This window comes from Acinetobacter sp. CFCC 10889, assembly GCF_003268395.1.
Lineage (GTDB): Bacteria > Pseudomonadota > Gammaproteobacteria > Pseudomonadales > Moraxellaceae > Acinetobacter.
Genome location: NZ_LQXQ01000017.1, coordinates 61,694 through 82,727, shown reverse-complemented (window position 1 = coordinate 82,727; position 21,034 = coordinate 61,694). Strand labels below are relative to the sequence as shown.

The following is a 21,034-nucleotide window of genomic DNA, read 5'->3' as shown; positions in this document are numbered from 1 at the left end:
AAAAGCTCCCTCCTTTGGAAAAGGAGGGTTGGGGAGGATTCAAAAAATCCTTAACTGATCAGCATTAGTCACAACGGACTGATTTTTTATTCATCTCAAAATTTTAAACATTTTCACAGACTTTAATCTCTGACATGGCACGTTCTGCTGCGATAAATTGCAGTAAACGATCCGCATTTTCAAAACTGCCATGTTTAAATAAAGCACGAATATGATTGTCACCTGTTTCAAAGATCAAACATTCAATAGCAAATTCGCCTTGTTCATCATTTAAAATCAGTGCCAAATCACGTGTATGTTGTGCTGCAAATTGTGCATCCTCTGTACTTAAAGTCATCGAAAGCCCAAAATAATTCACATCATTGACATGTACATTGATTTCACGTGCCAAATGACGATGACGCAACTGACGAGCAGGCTGTTGGATCTGAATACGGTCTTCACCACGGCGTTCCATATTCTGCATATCTTCACGGCTTAAATTAATAATGCCGTCCAAACCATGAATCGACTCACCTTTTAAATAAGTTGTAAACAAAGTCATGGTTTCTTTACGGCGTTGCAACTGTGGCACATGATCCGCATTGGCAATCATGGCAAATTGCATATCTGGGCATTGCAGAGCAAATGCTGCATTTTCATGGGGCAATGTAAAACTATCATATTGCCCACATGCCACTAAGGTATCACACTGTGGTACAGGTACATTATTCAGACGTAACAAGCGATTACAGTTAATTTCGTAACGTTCTTGTTCTGTTTCAGAAAACTGCGCCATCTGCTTAAAGAAAAGGCGTTTTGCTGTAGGTGACATCCGAGTTTTATCGAGCTTAGCATGATTGACCAAATACAAAATCACCGCCTGACCAAACTCATCCATACGTTGTTCTTTCATCAACATTAAGGATTCTTCGAGTAACATACGCCAACTCTGACGAGTTTTTTGCATAACACCCATCAAAATCATTTTCTCTACCAGTTCAGGACGCTGCTCCACAAAAAAAGAGGCGATGACTGAACCTAAAGAAATACCCACCACATCAACTTTTGGAATCCCGATAATGTCAAACCACTGACCTAACATTTGAGATAAATCGGGAAGTTCCAACGTGCCTGCGGACAAGCCTGTATCAACATTGGTAATCTGTTGATTTGCTCCCATCGATGGGAGGTCAATTAAAATTACAGGACCGCTTTCAAAAAACTGCTCAACACAATATTTATATGAGTTAAAGTTCTGAAAAGCACCACCAATAATTACAATAGGCGTGTTATGGATCGTCTCTGGATCAGCAATCGCCATATATTCAATTTTCCAACCATCAATCCACGTCGTCCGTGCTGGTTGTTTGAAGCTATTTTTATTGTAAATATCGAAAAAACCAAAATTTGTAAAATTTTGATTTGATTCTGAGTCCATCTGGATAATGGAATTCATATCCTTCCTCCATCCTTGCTTTATTCTTTTAGTCTGCAAGATTTTTATCGCTCGCGTTGTTTTATCAAATCGTGATACAGACTTACTTTTGTATCATTTCAATGTCCTTATGGTTTCATTCTATACAAATATGTGAATTCTGTGCAATTGCCGAAATGACCGCTTATCATATTTAAAGGGGAAAAGCATTGCAAAATATTTACAAACATCCGTTTTCATTTGCATTTTCTGTTTTATTTTCTAATCAGACTTCCTTGCTTTGACATTGACTGCTACTATCAAAGGGAAATTTTTAGGTGGTCAATTAAAACGCTATGCAAGATTCTATTGAACAGTATATGCAAACTGTAGGACAACAGGCACGTCAAGCATCACGCTTTTTGGCAGGTGCTTCTACACTGCAAAAAAATAATGCGCTATCTGCTATTTATACCGCTTTGGAAAATAGCCAACCGCAAATTTTAGCTGCAAATAAAATTGATATGGACAATGGTCGCTCAAAAAACTTAGATAGCGCCCTACTGGATCGCCTAGAACTCAACCCCAAACGCTTTCAAGCGATGCTTGATGGTTTAAAAGATGTCATTGCACTGATTGATCCAATCGGTGAAATCACGGATTTGGCTTATCGCCCAACAGGTATTCAGATTGGTAAAATGCGTGTGCCTTTAGGCGTTGTGGGTATGATTTATGAATCTCGTCCAAACGTGACACTTGAAGCGGCATCTCTTGCACTCAAATCAGGCAATGCGATTATTTTACGTGGTGGTTCGGAAGCACTCAATTCAAATCAAGCAATTGCAGCAGCGATTCAGCATGCTTTAAACACGGTTGGCTTACCTGAAACTTGCGTACAAGTCGTCAACACCACAGATCGTGCAGCAGTAGGTCAATTGATTACCTTGTCAGAATATGTCGATGTCATCGTTCCACGTGGTGGCAAGGGCTTGGTTGAACTGATTACCAATGAAGCCACCATTCCAGTGATCAAACATTTGGATGGAAATTGCCATGTTTTTGTTGAAGCACAAGCAGATTTGCACAAAGCACTTCCAATCGCTTTAAATGCAAAAACACATCGTTATGGTGTTTGTAATGCCATGGAAACTTTACTGGTTGATGAAAAAATTGCTGAAGAATTTTTACCACTCATTGCAGAACTTTATGCTGAAAAGCAAGTTGAGCTACGTGGTGATGCCGAAACTCGCCGCATTTTAGGTGCATCAGTAAAAACTGCAACTGAAGAAGATTGGTATGAAGAATATCTTGGTCCAGTTTTAGCTGTAAAAGTCGTTTCAGGTGTTGATGAAGCGATTGATCATATTAATAAATATGGTTCACATCATACTGATTCGATTATCACTGAAAACTTTAGTTTAGCACGTCAGTTCTTAACCCGTGTCGACTCAAGCTCGGTGATGGTTAATGCCTCTACTCGCTTTGCTGATGGTTTTGAATATGGCTTAGGTGCTGAAATTGGTATTTCTACGGATAAAATCCATGCACGTGGTCCAGTGGGTTTAGAAGGTTTAACTTCGCAAAAATGGATCGTATTGGGCGATGGTCAAATTCGTCAGTAATGATTCATGACTTTTGTTCTATAAAAACTGCATCGTTTAAAAAGCGATGCAGTTTTTTTATTGCTTTAAAATTTTCTATCGCAAAACTGTGCTAAAAATCTACAACAACCTCCACAATTCTATCGTTTAACTTTTCTACAATAAATCCTTTATGTCACGATAAGGAAATTTTATGTTTTATGCCTTAATCATCATTACATTTTTCTTGGCATTGCTGGTTTCGTTTATTGTCATGCGTATTTTTTCAAATTCGATTAATGCAATTCTGGCACGATCATCAATGATCCGATCCATACAGCTTGGGCAAAATACACCAAATTTGCAGGCATGGTGGTTGGTACTTCTTCAGGCATTCGTATTTATGATATGGAAAAATATATTAGCCCCATCACCTATACCAATGACAAAGCGCCAATCATTTTAAAATTAACCTCAGAGCGTTGGTTTTTAGAGATTTATCGAACGATAATTGAAACTTTACAAGGTTTAGCATGGATGATGTTGGTGTTTTTTATGGTTGCACTGATCGCTTATGTACTGGTGCGTTGGTCGGAAATTAAATATTCGAAATAATTTTTAAAACAATTCTTTTTCAGAAAACGTAAAAGCATCAAATTTTCTATACAACTCATGCTATGGTTTAAGTTTAAATCGTGAAGTAAAGCCGTAATATTTTATTTATAAATGAAATCTATCAACTGATAAATTTTAATTATAATTCTTAAAGTGGTCGATAGTGCTTAAGTCTAATCACCTAAAGTCTATCTAGGACAGAAAAACAACACATGGTACAACATCACTACTGATCTAAATTGCACCAACAAAAGCGTAATCAGATCAATCAGGACGAATATCAATTACAATTTCGGGTATTAAAACGTGTCTACATCAGTATTAGTTATTAACTGCGGATCTTCATCAATTAAATATGCTTTGGTTTCAGAGCACCGTAAAGATCGAATCTTTGGTTTGGCAGAAAACTTAGGTTCTGTTGATGCACGTATTAAAGGCATTACCACAGGTGGTGCTGAACTTGAATTATCTATTCCACATGCTGATCATGAAAAAGCATTGGAAACCATTCTTGAGCGTTTAGCTCACCACAATCCTCAAGCAATTGGTCACCGTGTAGTTCATGGTGGTACTTTAACCAAAGCTGAGTTATTGACCCCTGAAATTATTGAACGCATTCGTGAAGCAACACCTCTTGCGCCATTGCACAATCCTGCACATCTTGTAGGTATTGATGCAACCATGCGCCTGTTCCCACAGTTACCACAAGTTGCTGTGTTTGATACCGCATTCCATCAAACGATGCCTTCACATGCATATCGTTATGCATTACCAAAATTTTTATACACTGAGCACAATGTACGCCGTTATGGCTTCCACGGTACAAGCCATGCTTATGTATCTGAACGTGGTTCTGAGCTTGCAGGCAGCTATAAAAAAGGCGGTTGGCTCACAGCACATTTAGGCAATGGTAGCTCAACTTGTGCGATTTGGAATGGTCAATCTGTTGATACCTCTATGGGTTTAACACCACTTGAAGGCGTGGTTATGGGTACGCGTAGTGGTGATGTTGATCCAAGTATTCATAGCTTCCTTGCATCTAACTTAGGTTGGGACATTTACAAAATCGACAAAATGCTCAATAGCCAATCTGGTTTACTTGGCTTGTCTGACCTTTCAAATGATATGCGTACTTTGATTGAAGCATCTGAACAAGGCAATGAAGATGCAACTCTTGCTATTGAAGTATTCTGCTACCGTTTAGCAAAATCTTTAGCAGGTTTAAGCTGTGGTTTACCACGCATTGATGGCTTGTTCTTCACAGGTGGTATTGGTGAAAACTCTGCTTATATCCGTGAAAAAACCATTTCATATCTTCCTCACTTTGGCTTTAACCTCAGTAAAGAAAATAATGATGGTTTAAAACGTGGTACTGAAGGTCGTATTGATGCAGGTACTGGTCCTCAAATTTGGGTAGTGCCAACTGATGAAGAAGGTCGTATTGCCAAAGAAACTGAGCATGTTGCATTACAAGCAGGAAATGCTGCTGCAAAAAAGTCTGATGCTGAAATCGTGACAGCTTAAGCTGTCATCGGATTCTATTTTAAAATTTATTTTTGATTAATCTTGTTAAGAATAGTGTATGAAAACAATTTTATTGGTTCCTACGGGTGAAGGCGTTGGTCTTACCTCTGCATGTCTTGGTCTTATTTACGCTTTGGATTGTCAAGGAGTAAAAGCTGGATTTTTAAAACCTTTTTCACAAGATGAAAAAGCTGAATCTGACCGTACGACAGCACTGTATCGTCATGTGTCTAAAAATGAAACTGTAGAACCAATTGCATACACTCAACTCACCCATTTACTTAATGCGGGTGAAATGGACGAATTGCTTGAAGAAGCAGTTCGTTTACATCGTGAAGTTGCACGTACACATGACATTATCATTGTTGAAGGTATCGTACCGACTGCACGTGATTCTTTTGCGAGTGAACTCAATGCTGCACTTGCTCAAGCTTTAGATGCGAAAGTAATTTTTGTCAGCAATGCCAACATTGAAAAACCTGAACAAACCGCTGAAAAAGTAGAAGCACAACTGCGTAACTTCGGTGGTGCTGCATCTACTCGTAATGTTGGTGTCTTGTTCATGCGTACCCGTGGTTTGTCTGAAGAATCAGCACAGATTCCTGTGACTTATGCACCAGATTTACGTTTGGTTGAAGAAACTGAAAAATTCACTCAAGCAATTCAACGTACACATTCACACATTGGTACTGAACATTTACCGATTATTGGTTTAGTGCCATTTAGTGACACTTTGAGTGTGCCACGTGTTTCTGACTTAGCTGCACATATTCAAGCAAGTTGGATCAATGAAGGAAAATCAAACACACGCCGTGTTTTACACAGCAGCCTTGTTGCATCAAACATTGAACATGAATTACAAAAATTCACCGCAGGCGAATTAATTATTAGTGCAGCAGATCGGATTGATGTCTTACTTGCGGCAAGCTTAGCAACCAGTAATGGTATTCCATTAGCAGGTTTGGTTTTAGCTGAACAGCAAGAACCAAATCCAATTGCGTTAGCATTCTGTCAAACTGCCATTAAAAGCGGTTTACCAATTTTACATACACCACTCAGTACATTTGAAACCACGCAATTGCTTTCAAATCTGAGCAATGAAATTCCTATTGATGATACTGAACGTGCTGAACAAGTTACACGTTTTGTATCGAGTCATATCAATGGCGACTGGTTAGTTTTGTTATTAAATGGCGACTATCAACCACGTTTATCACCATCAGCTTTCCGTCATGAATTGGTACAAAAATCAATTGCAGCGAAAAAACGTATCGTACTGCCTGAGGGTGATGAGCCACGTACTATTCAAGCTGCAGCAATTTGTCAATCTCGTGGTATTGCACATTGTATTTTATTGGCAAAACCTGAAGCAGTCGTTGAAGTTGCTCGTGCACGTAATATCGAACTTCCAGATGACTTGGAAATCATTGATCCAGATTTGATCCGTGAACAATATGTCGAAAAAATGGTGGAATTGCGTAAAGGCAAACTGAATGATCTACAAGCACGTGATCAACTCCAAGACACGGTTGTACTTGGTACGATGATGCTTGCACTTGATCAAGTTGATGGTTTAGTCTCTGGCGCAGTACATACTACAGCGAATACTGTACGTCCTGCGTTCCAATTGATCAAAACAGCACCTGATTACTCATTGGTTTCTTCAGTATTCTTTATGCTGTTGCCTGATGAAGTTTATGTATATGGTGACTGTGCAATCAATCCTGATCCTGATGCGGAACAATTGGCTGAGATTGCGATTCAGTCTGCTGACTCTGCAAAAGCATTTGGTATCGACCCACGTATTGCGATGATTTCTTACTCTACAGGAACATCAGGTATGGGGGCAGATGTTGAAAAAGTTGCAAAAGCAACTGAGATTGCCAAACAACGCCGTCCTGACTTATTGATTGATGGTCCATTACAGTACGATGCTGCTTCTGTTGAAAGTGTTGGTAAATCAAAAGCACCTGATTCAAAAGTTGCAGGTCGTGCCAATGTGTTTATTTTCCCTGATTTAAATACAGGTAATACTACCTATAAAGCCGTACAACGCTCAGCAAATGTGGTCAGTGTAGGTCCAATGTTGCAAGGTTTGAATAAACCTGTAAATGACTTATCTCGTGGTGCATTGGTGGATGATATTGTATTTACCATTGCCTTAACTGCGATTCAGTCTGCGCAACAAGAAGCTTAGATTCTTTATTCCAATATCATTCAAAGTTTGATACTCAAACCACCCAATTTTCAGATTGGGTGGTCTTTTTTATCCGTTATGTTTGATCATATTTACATACTGCTGTCACACCATAAATAAACTTGCCCATTGGGTGCTTTTTGAATACTGCCTTGAAATTCCACATCTGGCTCTATCTTAAATTTGATTTTTTTCAATCGATTATAATTTTGCGGTGTCATCGGTTTAAATAAAATTATTTTACCTGACACCCCATTTTCACCATCGACATATTGAGCAAAACCATCAATTGGAAGCTGATAAAGCTGTGCATTTTTTAAGCCAACATAGATATGTGTATAATAATTCGGATAATCTTGACCTAAATTCATTTTTTTAATGCTTGCAGGTGTCATATCTCTGAGATAATTTTGCGGCACATTACGATATTTTCCCTGTTGGGCATTTTTACTGACGATTGGACGTGCTGAACCATCATTTTGTTGCTGCCATGTGATCAATTGCTCAGTAATACTCGATAAAACTGGGCTATCACCCACACACCCCTCTTCCAACGGTTTAAAAACAGGTGTCCAATCTGCTGCATGAACCATGGCACTACTCATCAACAAAGACAAGCATAAAAACTTTTTCATTTCATCACCCTACTTTTAATGCTTAAATTATTAACTTTTAAAGAATAAATACTTCTAATAGATTTTATATTGACTTAGATTTTGAAATAAATTGCAATACACCAATAGTCGATACAATAAAAATTTACCAATAAAAAGAAAGCTAAAGCACTACGATTTCATATATCCATCTCATAGATTTTTCTAAATAAGATTTATTAAACTTTAGCCCAAATCTTAGCCAAAGCTCCCACAAAACCAGCAATATCACGTATAATTTAGCCCGCTAGCTATCAGCCCGCTCAAGAGATTTTTGATATGACAACTATTATCAAGCAAGATGACTTGATCACATCGGTCAAGGATGCACTTCAGTTCATTTCTTACTATCACCCACAAGACTTCATCCAAGCGATGAGTCGTGCCTATGATCGTGAAGAGAACAAAGCTGCAAAAGACGCCATTGCACAAATTTTAATTAACTCTCGTATGTGTGCAGAAGGTCATCGTCCAATCTGTCAAGATACTGGTATTGTTAACGTATTTGTTGATGTGGGCTTAGATGTTAAATTTGATTTAACCATGAGCTTGGATGATGCAATCAATGAAGGTGTACGCCAAGGTTACTTGGAAAATTCTAACGTACTTCGTGCATCTGTCCTTGCAGATCCTGCTTTTGGTCGTAAAAATACCAAAGACAATACCCCTGCTGTGATTCACTACAAACTCGTTCCGGGCAATAAAGTCGACATCACTGTTGCTGCTAAGGGTGGCGGTTCAGAAAATAAATCTAAACTTGCTATGCTGAATCCATCTGATTCAATCGTGGATTGGGTACTGAAAACTGTTCCAACAATGGGTGCAGGTTGGTGTCCACCGGGCATGCTCGGGATCGGGATCGGCGGTACTGCTGAAAAAGCCATGATGCTTGCAAAAGAATCACTCATGGAAGAAATCAACATGGACGAGTTACTTCGTCGTGGACCTGAAAATAAAATCGAAGAACTTCGTATGGAAATCTTCGAAAAAGTAAATGCGCTCGGTATTGGTGCGCAAGGTCTTGGCGGTTTAACCACTGTGCTTGATATTAAAATCAAAGACTACCCTTGCCATGCTGCAGGCAAACCAGTTGGTATGATTCCAAACTGTGCTGCAACTCGTCATGCACATTTCCAATTAGACGGTTCAGGCGTTGCACATATTCAAGCACCTAAACTTTCTGATTATCCAGAAGTGACTTGGGATTCTTCAAAATCTAAACGTGTTGACCTAGACAACATCACACAAGAAGAAATGAATTCTTGGCAACCGGGTGACACATTATTGCTTAACGGTACGATCTATACAGGTCGTGACGCTGCACATAAACGCATGTGTGAAATGTTAGACAATGGTGAAGAACTTCCTGTAGACCTTAAAGGTAAATTTATTTACTACGTTGGTCCTGTTGATCCTGTTGGTGATGAAGTGGTTGGTCCAGCAGGTCCGACAACGGCTACACGTATGGACAAATTCACCCGTCAAGTGCTTGAAGCAACTGGTTTGTTCGGTATGATTGGTAAAGCGGATCGCGGTCCAACTGCAATCGAAGCAATCAAAGACAACAAAGCGACTTACCTGATGGCTGTCGGTGGTGCTGCTTACCTCGTGTCTAAAGCAGTTCGTCAAGCTGAAGTTGTGGCATTTGCTGACCTAGGTATGGAAGCAATCTACAAATTTGTCGTGGAAGATATGCCTGTATCCGTTGCAGTGGATGTCAATGGTACATCAATCCATGCGACTGCGCCAAAAATCTGGCAAGCAAAAATCGGGAAAATTCCAGTGGTTGATGCTGCTGCGAACTAATCCAAGATTTAGAGAGATTCAACTTGAATCTTGATGAAAAAGCATCCTATGATTAGGGTGCTTTTTTATTTCTGAGAATAAGATGAAAATAAAACCTTATGTATTTTCAATATTTCTATTAAGTTTTGCTATTCAAACTTTTGCAGCACCTGCTACGCCACAACAAATTGAACAACTCATCAAAGTTGAACATTGGGATCAATTCAAACCCGCTTTACTCAAACAAAGCATGCCCAATATGAAAGCAGCAACCGAAGAATTAATGCTTGATCAAATGCAACAAGCCAGACATCAAATCAGTGCAGAACAACAAGCGTTAATTATTCAAGTTTCAGATATTATCATTAATGACATGATTGAAAATGTAGATGAAAAAACATTCCTCAACAATATTCGTGCAGCATATCAAAGCTTTAATAAAGACCAAGCAGATGCTTTACTCAAAGTATATCAAAAACCACATATGAAAGATGCAGGTAAAAATATTCCAGTGATGATCGCACACATGATTGATGTATCAACTAATGATTTTAACCAACTCATCAGCTCAGCAGAAATTCAAAACATCATTCAGGATGCTCAAAAATAATGAAAAAAATTGCATTACTATGGGTGCTTTGCACATCAAGCACATTGCTTTATGCAACACCCGCCAATCCCCAAATAACCGAAACGTTTTTCAATACCATTCAATTAGATCAATCTATTGAAAAACTGTCTGACCACACAACTTTTCAAGCATTGACTGAACAAATTATGCAATATCACAATATTCCTCAGACACCAGAAAACCAAACACGTGTCTACAATGTTGTGAAAAATTTTTATTCAAATGATCGCTATAAACAAAAAATGCAACAAAAGCTCACTCAAATTTATCAGCAAAATATGACTGAAGAAGAAATGCAAGAATGGATTTCTTTTTATCAAACCCCAATAGGCAAATCTATTTTAAATAACAACGATTTTAAAGATAAAATAATGAGTGCTGTTGAACAAATTTTCCCTGAAAATTCGGAACCATCACCGCAAGCACAACAAAAACTCAGTCAAACAATGGAAAAGTTTTTCCAAAGATAATCCAACATATAAATTACACATTTAGCAATAAGGACATCAATATGAATATGCTGAAAACTCTACTCTGTGCAGGACTCTGTAGCATTGCACCTTGGACTTTTGCAGCACAAGCGACAGATCAACAGATTCTAAAATTGATCGAAGTGATGAAAATCGATCAAATTTTACAACAAACCATACAACAAATTCGTCCGCAAATCGATCAACAAGCCTATGTTGCTGTACAAAATATCGTAAAACATGAAAAACTTAGCCCACAAGAACAAATCGTTGCCAATGAATTGGCTGATAAATTGTTTGAACAAAATAAGAAAAGTATTTCTTGGGATAAAATGCAGCCAATTTATCAAAAGATTTATAAAGATGTTTATAATGCCGAAGAAGTTCAGGCACAAATTGATTTTTATTCAAGTAAAGTTGGTCAATCCATTCTTGAGAAAAGCCCAATCGTGGCACAAGAATCAATGAAAATCGTCAATATACAGTTGATGTCAACCATGCAAGCGGCAGAAAAAGATTTTGCACAAGTGAATAAAAAATTAGAAGCATTAAAAAAAGCAGCTGAAGCTCAATAAATCATCTGCTCCAAAAACCAAAAAGAGGTATTCAAACCTCTTTTTAATCATACACATAAAAAATTCAAATCACCATGTGAGTGGATTCCAAATCTTAAATGGTGTATTTAAATGTACATCATCACTCGCTTGATAATCACCACTGTCAATTTTTTCTCTTGGTTTCACCAACTGACCATTGGCATTTAACTCACCGACAAAATTCAAACCTGGGGTCTTCAATTGCGTCATACCTATTTCTTTTAGACCCTGACGAGTTGGCATTGCATCAATGGACCAACTTTCAACAAGTCACCCCCACCATTTGGACCACCACGGAATTTTTCTTCCTCATATTTCACAAAATATTGCTGTCCAGCCTGCACATGGAAATATGCAACTTTGGGCTTTTGGAAATGCACCACAGCCAAAGGACGGCTCAAACTGAGTTTATAATCACCCTCTGCCAATTCAATCCAGTAATAATGATTACTGATCAAACTTGGGATTCTTTTGCCATTTAAATAAAAACTTTGTGCAATAATTTCTTGGCGATTCCACTTGCTATCAGGACGATAGAAATATACCACTGCTGCATTTGGATTTTGTGGTTTGACCAATTTGAAATATTGTCCTGGCTCTTGATTGACCCACGAACCCACAGAAAATTTACCCAATTTATATTGGTCTAGTTTTTCATAAACAAAAGAATTTTCTTTTTCAAAATCGACCGCTTTCAGTGTAGAAACAGCATTCTGACTTGTCTGTTGCTGTTCAACTGCTTTATGGCTCTGACAAGCTGTCAACGTACAACTCGCTAAAATCATTAGACCAACGTAACGCATGATTATCCCTCACCACGTATTTTTTATTTTCATTTTTTGAATGAAGATGATTTTCTCAAATTCAGCTTAACATTTCATTGACGATTTAAAAATAAAAAACGTGTAAAAAGTCCAGCTTCTTACACGTTTCGGATGAATTGCAGTAAATTTACAAAAGTACTTAAGCAGATTTGCTATCGATCACTTTTAAATCAACCTTTTCTTCAACCACTTGTTCTTGTTTCGGCTGACGTTCTGCCTGATACACAGGTTGGGCTTTATCATTAATCACATCAGCATTAATGAGTACGGTGCCCACATCTTCACGACTTGGTAAGTCATACATGGTTTCAAGTAAAACATTTTCCAAAATTGAACGCAGACCACGTGCACCTGTATTACGTTCAAGTGCTTTTTTCGCCACTGCACGCAATGCAGAATCTTCAAAAATCAGATCCACATTTTCCATTTCAAACAAATACTGATACTGACGTGTTAACGCATTTTTTGGCTCAGTCAAAATTGCATCAACGCTTCTTCATCAAGCTCTTCAAGTGTTGCTATCACAGGCAAACGACCAATAAACTCTGGAATTAAACCAAATTTCACCAAATCGGTTGCTTCAACTTGACGGAATAACTCAGATACTTTCTTAGTGTCATCTTTATTTTTCACATCTGCTGTGAAACCGATGCCACCTTTTTCTTGACGTTGTTGCACAACTTTTTCAAGACCTGAGAATGCACCTCCACAAATAAATAAAATATTTGCAGTGTCAATTTGAATAAACTCTTGTTGTGGATGCTTGCGTCCGCCTTGCGGTGGAATTGATGCAACTGTACCCTCAATCATTTTTAAGAGTGCTTGCTGTACACCTTCACCTGATACATCACGAGTAATCGATGGATTTTCAGATTTACGGGTAATCTTATCGATCTCATCAATGTAGATAATGCCTTTTTGCGCTTTTTCTACATCATAATCTGCTTTTTGTAACAGCTTCTGCACGATGTTTTCAACATCTTCACCCACATAACCAGCTTCGGTCAAAGTTGTCGCATCCGCCATTGCAAAAGGCACATCCAACAAACGAGCAAGTGTTTGTGCGAGTAAAGTTTTACCTGAACCTGTTGGTCCAATCAGCAAAATATTACTCTTTGCAAGCTCAATTGCATCTTTAGGTTTATTTGCAGATTGCGTCACTTTTAAACGCTTGTAATGGTTATAAACTGCAACTGACAAAGTCTTTTTTGCAGTATCTTGACCAATTACATATTGGTCAAGTGCAGCACGAATCTCATGTGGTTTAGGTAATGGGCGTGTTGCCCAATCACCTGTTTCCACTTGTTGACTAGTTTGTACGAGGTCTAAGCAAACATCTACACATTCATTACAAATGTAAGCGTCTTCACCAGCGATCAATTTTCCAACTTCAGACTGTGTCTTTCCACAAAATGAACAATGTTTTTGTCCTTGAGGATTATCGGACATTTTCACTCCAAATCTAAAATCTGTACGTTAAAGCTTAGTTTTGAGGGCGTTTTGACAACACTTGATCCACTAAACCATATTCTTTCGCTTGTTCTGCTGTCATGAAATTATCACGATCTGTATCTTTTGCGACACGTTCATAGTCTTGACCACTATGCTCTGCCATTAAGCGATTTAAACGTTCTTTGATAAATAAAATTTCACGGGCATGAATTTCAATATCCGATGCCTGACCACGGAAGCCACCTAATGGCTGGTGAATCATCACACGTGCATTTTCCAGACAATAACGTTTGCCTTTTGCACCAGCATTCAACAAGAATGCACCCATTGATGCAGCTTGCCCCATACAATAGGTCACCACATCTGGTTTAATGAATTGCATAGTATCGTAAATCGCCATACCCGCAGTCACCGAACCACCCGGAGAATTGATATATAAATGAATATCTTTTTCTGGGTTTTCAGCTTCTAAGAACAACATTTGCGCAACGATTAAGTTCGCCATGTTGTCTTCAACTTCACCTGTTAAGAAAATAACGCGCTCACGTAAAAGACGTGAAAAAATATCGAATGAACGTTCACCACGAGATGATTGTTCAACGACCATAGGGACTAAAGCGTTTTCAATAGATGGAACATACATATGTTATTTATTCCTGAATTTTTTGTTACCCAGCTCATAGTGACAATATGAGGGATAATGATTGAAATTGCAAAATATTCCCAATTAAATATCAAACTTTTTTCGAATAAGCATTGTGATTTCAGGACATTTACAAATTTTTACTGCATAAAAAAAGGCGCTCGAAAGCGCCTCTTCATCAAAAAGAACTTAGCCTTGTTGACGTGCTTGTTGTTCTTTCAATAAATCTTGGTAGCTCACTTCAGTATCAGATACTTTTGCAGCAGCTAAGATATAATCTACAACTTGATCTTCTAAAACAACAGCTTCGATTTGAGCACGTTGTTTTTCATCATTTTTGAAGTATTCGATCACTTCAGCAGGATCTTCATAAGAGGTTGCCATGTCTTCGATATAAGCATCAACACGTGCAGCATCTACTTCAAGTTGAGCATCAGCCAATACTTTGCTTACAAGTACACCCAATTTTACTGATTTTTCAGCTTGTTCTTTGAACAAATCATCAGGAAGCATGCTGCTGTCAAATGCTTGCGCACCTTGAGCACCAAACTGTTGAGTGAATTGTTGGATCATTTGTTGACGTTGACGGTCAATTTCTTGAGCAACCATTGATGTTGGAAGTTCAACTTCGTTTGCAGCAACAAGTGCATCAAACGCAGCCGATTTAACTTGGTTACGAAGACCATTTTTCACTTCACGTTCCATGTTTTTACGAACGTCAGCTTTTAATTTTTCAACGCCTTCTTCTTCAGTTAAACCAAAGATTTTTAAGAATTCAGCATCAATTTCAGGAAGTTTTGGCTTTTCAACCAATTTCACATTGATTTTGAATTGTGCTGCTTTACCTGCAAGGTTTTCAGCTTGGTAGTCTTCTGGGAAAGTTACATCGATTACTTTCTCTTCGCCTTTCTTCATGCCGATGATGCCATCTTCGAAGCCAGGGATCATACGACCAGAACCTAGAACAAGTTTAAAGTCTTGCGCAGCGCCGCCTTCAAATTTTTCGCCATCAACAGTACCTTCGAAATCGAAAGTTACTTGCATGTCTTTTTTAGACATACCTTTGGTTTCAGCCCAAGTTTGACGTTGCTTTTGAAGATTTTCGAGCATTGTATCAACATCTTTATCATTTACAGATGCTGATTTACGTTCGATTTCTAAGCCATCAAGCGCATTTACAACAACTTCAGGATAAACTTCTACAGTTGCTTCAAAAACTAAAGCGTCTTCTTTATTTTCAACTTTATCGATATTTGGCATACCAACAGCGTTGATTTTCTCTTGTTGAATTGCTTCAAATACTGAGTCACGGATGATGTCATTCACCACTTCTTGGTAAATGCCAGCACCATATTCACGACGAACAACGTTTACAGGCACTTTACCTGGACGGAAGCCGTTAATCTTTACAGTTTTGGCAGCGCGCTTTAAACGAGCTTCAAATTGCTCATTTACACGGCTCGTCGGTACAGATACATTTAAACGACGGGCAATGCCCGAAACCGCTTCAGAAGTTACTTGCATGGCTTCCTCTATATAATAGTAGTTACAATTTAAAAAAGTGCCACATTATATGACAACTTTATAGATATACAAAATGTTGGCTATTTTAACCTCTAAAATAAAAATTTCTCCATATTTCTTTTCAGTAATTTTTTAAATTTATTTTTTCTATATTTGGTAAAAAATATTCACAAATTTATTGCAAACAATAACACTTCTCATTATTATTCTTTTCAATTTTGAAATATTTTTTGTTTTTCATTTACTTACATTTTTCATCTCGTCCATCTATTGGAATTCTTTTATGAGTAAACTCAACCTTCACCCACTTACACTGGCATTATGTAGCTTCGGTTCAAGCTTTGCCTATGCTGAAACAAAAACAGCATCTGAAGAACCTGTGCAACAACTAGATACTGTAGTCTTTACTGCATCAGGCTTTGAACAGAAACTGAAAAATGCACCTGCAAGTATTAGTGTCGTTTCTAAAGAACAAATAGAACAAAAGAATGCGACATCAATTGCAGATTTATTGGTCGATGTGCCTGGTCTTGATATTCGTGATGGCGTGGGTAAAACCTCAGGTTTAAATATCAAAATGCGTGGTTTGGATGCACCTTATACTTTGATCTTGATTGATGGTCGACGCCAATCAACCTCAAGTGATGTAACACCTAATGGTTTTGGTGAAACTTCGAGTGGTTATTTACCACCAATTTCAGCGATTGAACGCATCGAAGTCATTCGTGGTCCCATGGCAACCCGTTATGGTTCAGAAGCAATGGGCGGTGTCATCAACATTATTACTAAAAAAATAAGTGATGACTGGGGCGGTAATATTACCGTTGGTGGCAATATCATGGAGCATAAAGGTGAAGCTGATTCTTGGAAATCAAGCTTTGTCGTTAATGGTCCAATTATTCAAGATCGCTTAGGCATACAACTTCGTGGTAGTTATTTAGACCGTCAAAAATCAGAACGTATTCCTGGTACATCTGGTCGTGATCCACGTCCGAGTGAATCAGATAACTACGATTTTGGAACAAAACTTAGCCTAAAACTGAATGATCAAAATAGTCTTTGGGCAGATGCTTTTCATTCATCACAAACTTATCAAAATGATGACAATCGTTTAGGCACACAAGATACAGATAAAAAAGCCAACGGTTATCAAGATGAATTAGAGTTTAAACGTACTCAATTCTCTGTCGGTCATGATGGTGACTATGCACTAGGCACCTTAAAATCGTATGCAAGCCATACCACGACTGAAACTGTAGGACGTACTATTCCTAGTAAAACTTTTCCAAATGATGTCAGCTCAGGTGCAGATCGTACTTTAGAAAATACAGATCTTGTAATTGATACACATTTCATTGCACCAATTGCCAATCATAAACTCACCGTAGGTGCTGAATATAAAGAAGCAACTGTTGCCGATGATATTGCGGGAATTGGTTCTGAGTTTAAAAAAGATTCTTGGTCTTTATATGCTGAAAATGAATGGAAAATGTTAGACAGCCTACGTTTCACATTCGGTGGTCGTTTTGAAGAACATAGTGGGTTTGGTGGACATTTCAGCCCACGTGCTTATTTAGTCTGGAACGCCAACAATGCAATTACCTTAAAAGGTGGTGTGAGTACAGGTTATAAAGCCCCTTCTGCCAAAGACTTACATAACGGCATCATCAGTGTTTCAGGGCAAGGGACAAGCTTTGGTATTGGTTCACCTGACTTAAAGCCTGAGGAATCAACCAACTATGAACTAGGTTTCTATTTCAACCAAGGCGACATTGACTTCTCTACTACAGTGTTCCATACCAAAATTAAAGACCGTTTTACCAATGGTCCTGAGCTATTGAACTGTAATTTTACAGAAAAAGATGGTTCACAGCCTAACTTAACAAATTCAAACTGTGTCAGCTTTGGTTCACACATTACTGACCAAAAATCATTCTCACAAAAAACGAATGCTGATGAAGCCAAATCTGAAGGTGTAGAAGTAAGTTTGAAATACAGTATTCTGCCTGAGTGGGATGTACAAACAGCTTATACCTATATGGAAACCGAGATTACTAAGGGCAAAGACAAAGGTAATGCTTTAAGCAATGTACCTAAAAATGCCTTTAATACAACATCAACTTGGCATATCAATGATCAACTCGACCTTTGGTTACAGCACGAATATAAGTCAAGTCGTACACGTTATGATACTGAACAAACACCTGGTACAGATGCAGCGAAGATTTATGACTTAACCAACAATAAGTTAAAAGGTTATAACCTCTTTAACTTAGGTGCGAGTTATTCTGTAAATGATCAATTACGCTTCAATGGCGCTGTAAATAACTTACTCGATAAGGACTTTGCTGGTAATCAAACTTATATTAATGCAAAAGGTGAACTTGCTTCTGCATATGATTACATGGCAATTAGCTCAGGCATGGATGGTACATATTTACCAGGGCGGAACTTCTGGTTATCTGTGTCTTATGACTTTTAATTCATAAAACCAATAAAAAACCCTTTTTTAAAGGGTTTTTTATTTAATATAAAAATCATGTATTTAATATTTTTTACATTCATTTACATTTTATTTACAAATAACCATCAACACATCCATAGTTAAAAACAATCGAAGAAGAATAGTGAAAATTAATAAGAATTATTATTATTCGCATACAAATTTGCATTCATTTCCAGTGAGTCATCATGTCATTTATCAAATCACGCAAAAAGGTTGTTGTTTCTGCCCTTGCTTCTTCTTTGTCTGTCATCGCTACAGCAGCCATTGCACAAGATGAAGCAATTCAACAACTACCAACAATTCATGCGCAAGCTCACGCAACAAAAAAAGACAGCTTAAAAGTTGATGAATCAGCAAATAGTAAATTTGTTGCACCACTTTTAGATACACCAAAATCTGTTTCTATTATTTCAAAAAAACTGATTGAAGACACTCAAGTCACAACGCTTGCTGATGCTCTTCGTACTGTACCGGGGATTACGCTTGGCGCAGGTGAAGGTGGCAACCCAAATGGTGACCGCCCTTTCATTCGTGGTTATAACTCTGAAAGCTCAATGTATGTGGATGGCATTCGCAATGCAACTTCACAAAACCGTGAAATGTTTGCAATTGAACAAGTTGAAGTCACTAAAGGTTCTGCTTCTGCTATGGGCGGTGCAGGGACTTCAGGTGGTAGCATCAACATGATTTCTAAAGTGGCTAAAAAAGGTGACTCTTTAGAAGGCTCTATTGCAAATGGTACTGACAACTATCAACGTATTACTTTAGATGGTAATAAAGACTTTGGTAATGGCATTGCTGCACGTGTTGCAGTGATGGGACACCATAACGAAAAAGCAGGTCAAGACGATGGTGCAGAATACAAACGTGCAGGGATCGCACCAAGTATTACCTTTGGTTTAGACACACCCACTCGTGCAACTTTGGCTTATTATTATTTAAAATCTGATGACACACCTGACTCAGGCGTTCCTTATCAATATGATACTGTAAAAAAAGCGACTGCTGGTAAACCTGTAGATGTAAAACAAGGTATTTATTATGGTTGGTTAGATCGTGATTTCCAAAAACAAGAAAATCAAACCGGTACGATTAAGTTAGAACACGACTTAACGGATGATATTACCATTACTAATACTGCTGTTTATAATAAGTCTAAAAACAATTACTTATGGACTCAACCAGATGATAGCCAAGGTAATGTGGTCAATGGTGAAGTTTGGCGTCGTCTAAATACCAATTTGACCAGTACTGACAGCTTTACTGATCAACTTGCTTTAACAGGTAAATTTAATACAGGCACGCTCAAACATAAATTTAATGTGGGTGCTGAATATGCAAAACAAGACTCTGATCGTGGTGGTAATTTAGTAACAGATCCGAATACCTCTAAAATTGGTGGTAGCTCAAGCAACAACAATGCGAATAATGCATGTTCTTTAGCTAATTCAAATGGTTGGTGTACAGATCTTAATAATCCAAATTCACATGATGCTTGGTTAGGCAGTGTAACTGCAAATCCAAATGTCATGAATATCACAACCAAAACACAATCAATCTACGCTTTAGATAATATTGAAATCACGCCACAATGGTTACTCGATCTTGGTGTACGTTGGGACAAATTTGAAACTGAAATGGACTATAAGAAAGATAATGGTTCAATCAAAGCAGGTACAAATTACAGCTCTGACAATGATTTCTTTAACTATCAAGCAGGTTTAACATTTAAACCAACTGAAAATAGTTCAATCTATGCAAGCTTTGCGACTTCTGCAAACCCTGTAGGTGTTGATGCTGGTGATGGTTCTGAAGGAATTAGCGTTCCTGGTCGTAACACCACTGATGAACAAGCACGTGCCATTAACAACTTAAAACCTGAAGAAGTGAAAACTTATGAAATCGGTACAAAATGGGATGTTCTTGGCAATAAGTTAAATTTAACTGCTGCAATTTTCCGTACTGAAAAAGAAAATACACGTGCATTAGACACAGATGGTTTTACCCGTAATATTGGTGAAACTCGTGTAGATGGTATTGAGCTTGGTGCAAATGGAAATATCACAGAAAAATGGGCTCTAAGCTTGGGTTATACCTATTTAGACAGTGAAATTGTTGATGCTGGTTTCGTTAAAAATACAGATGGCACATACTCTCCTAGCCCAACAAATGGAAATCAAGTTCAAAATGTTGCCAAAAACTCAGCAACACTTTGGACAACTTATCAAGTACACCCACAACTTAATTTAGGTGTTGGTGCAGTGGCGATGGACAAAGTCTACGGTGATGCTGCAAATACTAAATGGGTTCCGGGTTATGTACGTTATGATGCAATGGCACGTTATAACGTGAACAAAAGCGTAGATTTACAACTTAACCTAAATAACTTGTCTGATAAACGCTATTTCACCAAGGCATATACTTCACACTATGCTGCTGAAGCTGAAGGTCGTAGTGCTGTAGTGTCTTTAAACTTTAAATACTAAGTTTTTAAACAACACTCGATTCATAAAAATAGCCTCTCCTGAGGCTATTTTTTATTTCAAAATACTCAAAAACACATATCATGACAATAAAGTAAAAATTATTTCCCACTTAAATTTCAACCATTTCATTTATTTACCAATCGTTTAATCAG

12 protein-coding genes and 5 pseudogenes are annotated in these 21,034 nt (G+C 37.9%); 10 read left to right on the top strand and 7 right to left on the bottom strand.

Annotated features, from left to right (window positions below; all coding sequences use genetic code 11):
• Positions 1-103: 103 nt before the first annotated feature.
• Both AVJ19_RS22870 and AVJ19_RS08515 read right to left on the bottom strand, forming a co-directional pair.
• Positions 104-301 (bottom strand): annotated as a pseudogene (locus AVJ19_RS22870) (alpha/beta hydrolase); the annotation flags it as partial.
• A gap of 92 nt (positions 302-393) precedes the next feature.
• A pseudogene (locus tag AVJ19_RS08515) lies at positions 394-1,438 on the bottom strand (alpha/beta fold hydrolase); the annotation flags it as partial.
• A gap of 314 nt (positions 1,439-1,752) precedes the next feature.
• Between AVJ19_RS08515 and AVJ19_RS08510 the strand changes: the two are divergent.
• From AVJ19_RS08510 to pta, 4 genes and pseudogenes are all read left to right on the top strand, one after another.
• Positions 1,753-3,018 (top strand): glutamate-5-semialdehyde dehydrogenase, encoded by a 1,266-nt coding sequence (locus AVJ19_RS08510; RefSeq protein WP_111859316.1) that lies wholly within the window; start codon positions 1,753-1,755, stop codon positions 3,016-3,018.
• Positions 3,019-3,190: 172 nt separating this feature from the next.
• Positions 3,191-3,591 (top strand): annotated as a pseudogene (locus tag AVJ19_RS22780) (hypothetical protein).
• A gap of 306 nt (positions 3,592-3,897) precedes the next feature.
• A complete protein-coding gene (locus tag AVJ19_RS08500; protein ID WP_111859315.1) occupies positions 3,898-5,115 on the top strand; it encodes an acetate/propionate family kinase in 1,218 nt (405 codons plus the stop codon).
• A gap of 58 nt (positions 5,116-5,173) precedes the next feature.
• Positions 5,174-7,312 carry a phosphate acetyltransferase gene (gene pta / locus AVJ19_RS08495; protein ID WP_111859314.1) on the top strand — a complete coding sequence of 713 codons (2,139 nt, stop codon included), beginning with the start codon at positions 5,174-5,176 and terminating at the stop codon, positions 7,310-7,312.
• A 92-nt stretch (positions 7,313-7,404) separates the two neighbouring features.
• On the opposite strand, the gene AVJ19_RS08490 is transcribed toward pta, so the two are convergent.
• Complete coding sequence (locus tag AVJ19_RS08490; RefSeq protein ID WP_111859313.1) at positions 7,405-7,947, bottom strand: hypothetical protein; 543 nt, start codon at positions 7,945-7,947, stop codon at positions 7,405-7,407.
• 297 nt (positions 7,948-8,244) lie between these two features.
• On the opposite strand from AVJ19_RS08490, the gene AVJ19_RS08485 reads away from it, so the two are divergent.
• The 4 genes from AVJ19_RS08485 to AVJ19_RS08470 all read left to right on the top strand — a co-directional run bounded on the left by AVJ19_RS08485 (position 8,245) and on the right by AVJ19_RS08470 (position 11,426).
• On the top strand, positions 8,245-9,771 hold the full coding sequence (locus tag AVJ19_RS08485; RefSeq protein ID WP_111859312.1) for a fumarate hydratase: 1,527 nt from the start codon (positions 8,245-8,247) through the stop codon (positions 9,769-9,771).
• Positions 9,772-9,853: 82 nt separating this feature from the next.
• The gene (locus AVJ19_RS08480) at positions 9,854-10,360 is read left to right on the top strand and encodes a hypothetical protein (RefSeq protein ID WP_111859311.1); all 507 of its coding nucleotides are present in this window, start codon (positions 9,854-9,856) and stop codon (positions 10,358-10,360) included.
• Positions 10,360-10,851 (top strand): DUF2059 domain-containing protein, encoded by a 492-nt coding sequence (locus AVJ19_RS08475; RefSeq protein ID WP_111859310.1) that lies wholly within the window; start codon positions 10,360-10,362, stop codon positions 10,849-10,851. Before AVJ19_RS08480 ends, AVJ19_RS08475 begins: the two co-directional genes overlap by 1 nt.
• A 41-nt stretch (positions 10,852-10,892) precedes the next feature.
• Complete coding sequence (locus tag AVJ19_RS08470) at positions 10,893-11,426, top strand: DUF2059 domain-containing protein (RefSeq protein WP_111859309.1); 534 nt, start codon at positions 10,893-10,895, stop codon at positions 11,424-11,426.
• A 69-nt stretch (positions 11,427-11,495) separates the two neighbouring features.
• On the opposite strand, the pseudogene AVJ19_RS08465 reads toward AVJ19_RS08470, so the two are convergent.
• The 4 genes and pseudogenes from AVJ19_RS08465 to tig all read right to left on the bottom strand — a co-directional run bounded on the left by AVJ19_RS08465 (position 11,496) and on the right by tig (position 15,890).
• Positions 11,496-12,250, bottom strand: a pseudogene (locus AVJ19_RS08465) (DUF2846 domain-containing protein).
• A 160-nt stretch (positions 12,251-12,410) separates the two neighbouring features.
• Positions 12,411-13,720 (bottom strand): annotated as a pseudogene (gene clpX / locus AVJ19_RS08460) (ATP-dependent Clp protease ATP-binding subunit ClpX).
• A 34-nt stretch (positions 13,721-13,754) separates the two neighbouring features.
• Positions 13,755-14,366, bottom strand: coding sequence for an ATP-dependent Clp endopeptidase proteolytic subunit ClpP (gene clpP, locus AVJ19_RS08455; protein WP_111859308.1), 612 nt, complete (start codon positions 14,364-14,366; stop codon positions 13,755-13,757).
• A 189-nt stretch (positions 14,367-14,555) separates the two neighbouring features.
• Positions 14,556-15,890 carry a trigger factor gene (gene tig, locus AVJ19_RS08450; protein WP_111859307.1) on the bottom strand — a complete coding sequence of 445 codons (1,335 nt, stop codon included), beginning with the start codon at positions 15,888-15,890 and terminating at the stop codon, positions 14,556-14,558.
• A gap of 283 nt (positions 15,891-16,173) precedes the next feature.
• Between tig and AVJ19_RS08445 the strand changes: the two genes are divergently transcribed.
• Entirely contained in the window at positions 16,174-18,372 is a 2,199-nt protein-coding gene (locus AVJ19_RS08445; protein ID WP_111859306.1) for a TonB-dependent receptor domain-containing protein, read from the top strand.
• Positions 18,373-18,581: 209 nt separating this feature from the next.
• A complete protein-coding gene (locus AVJ19_RS08440) occupies positions 18,582-20,882 on the top strand; it encodes a TonB-dependent receptor (protein WP_111859305.1) in 2,301 nt (766 codons plus the stop codon).
• Positions 20,883-21,034: the final 152 nt, after the last annotated feature.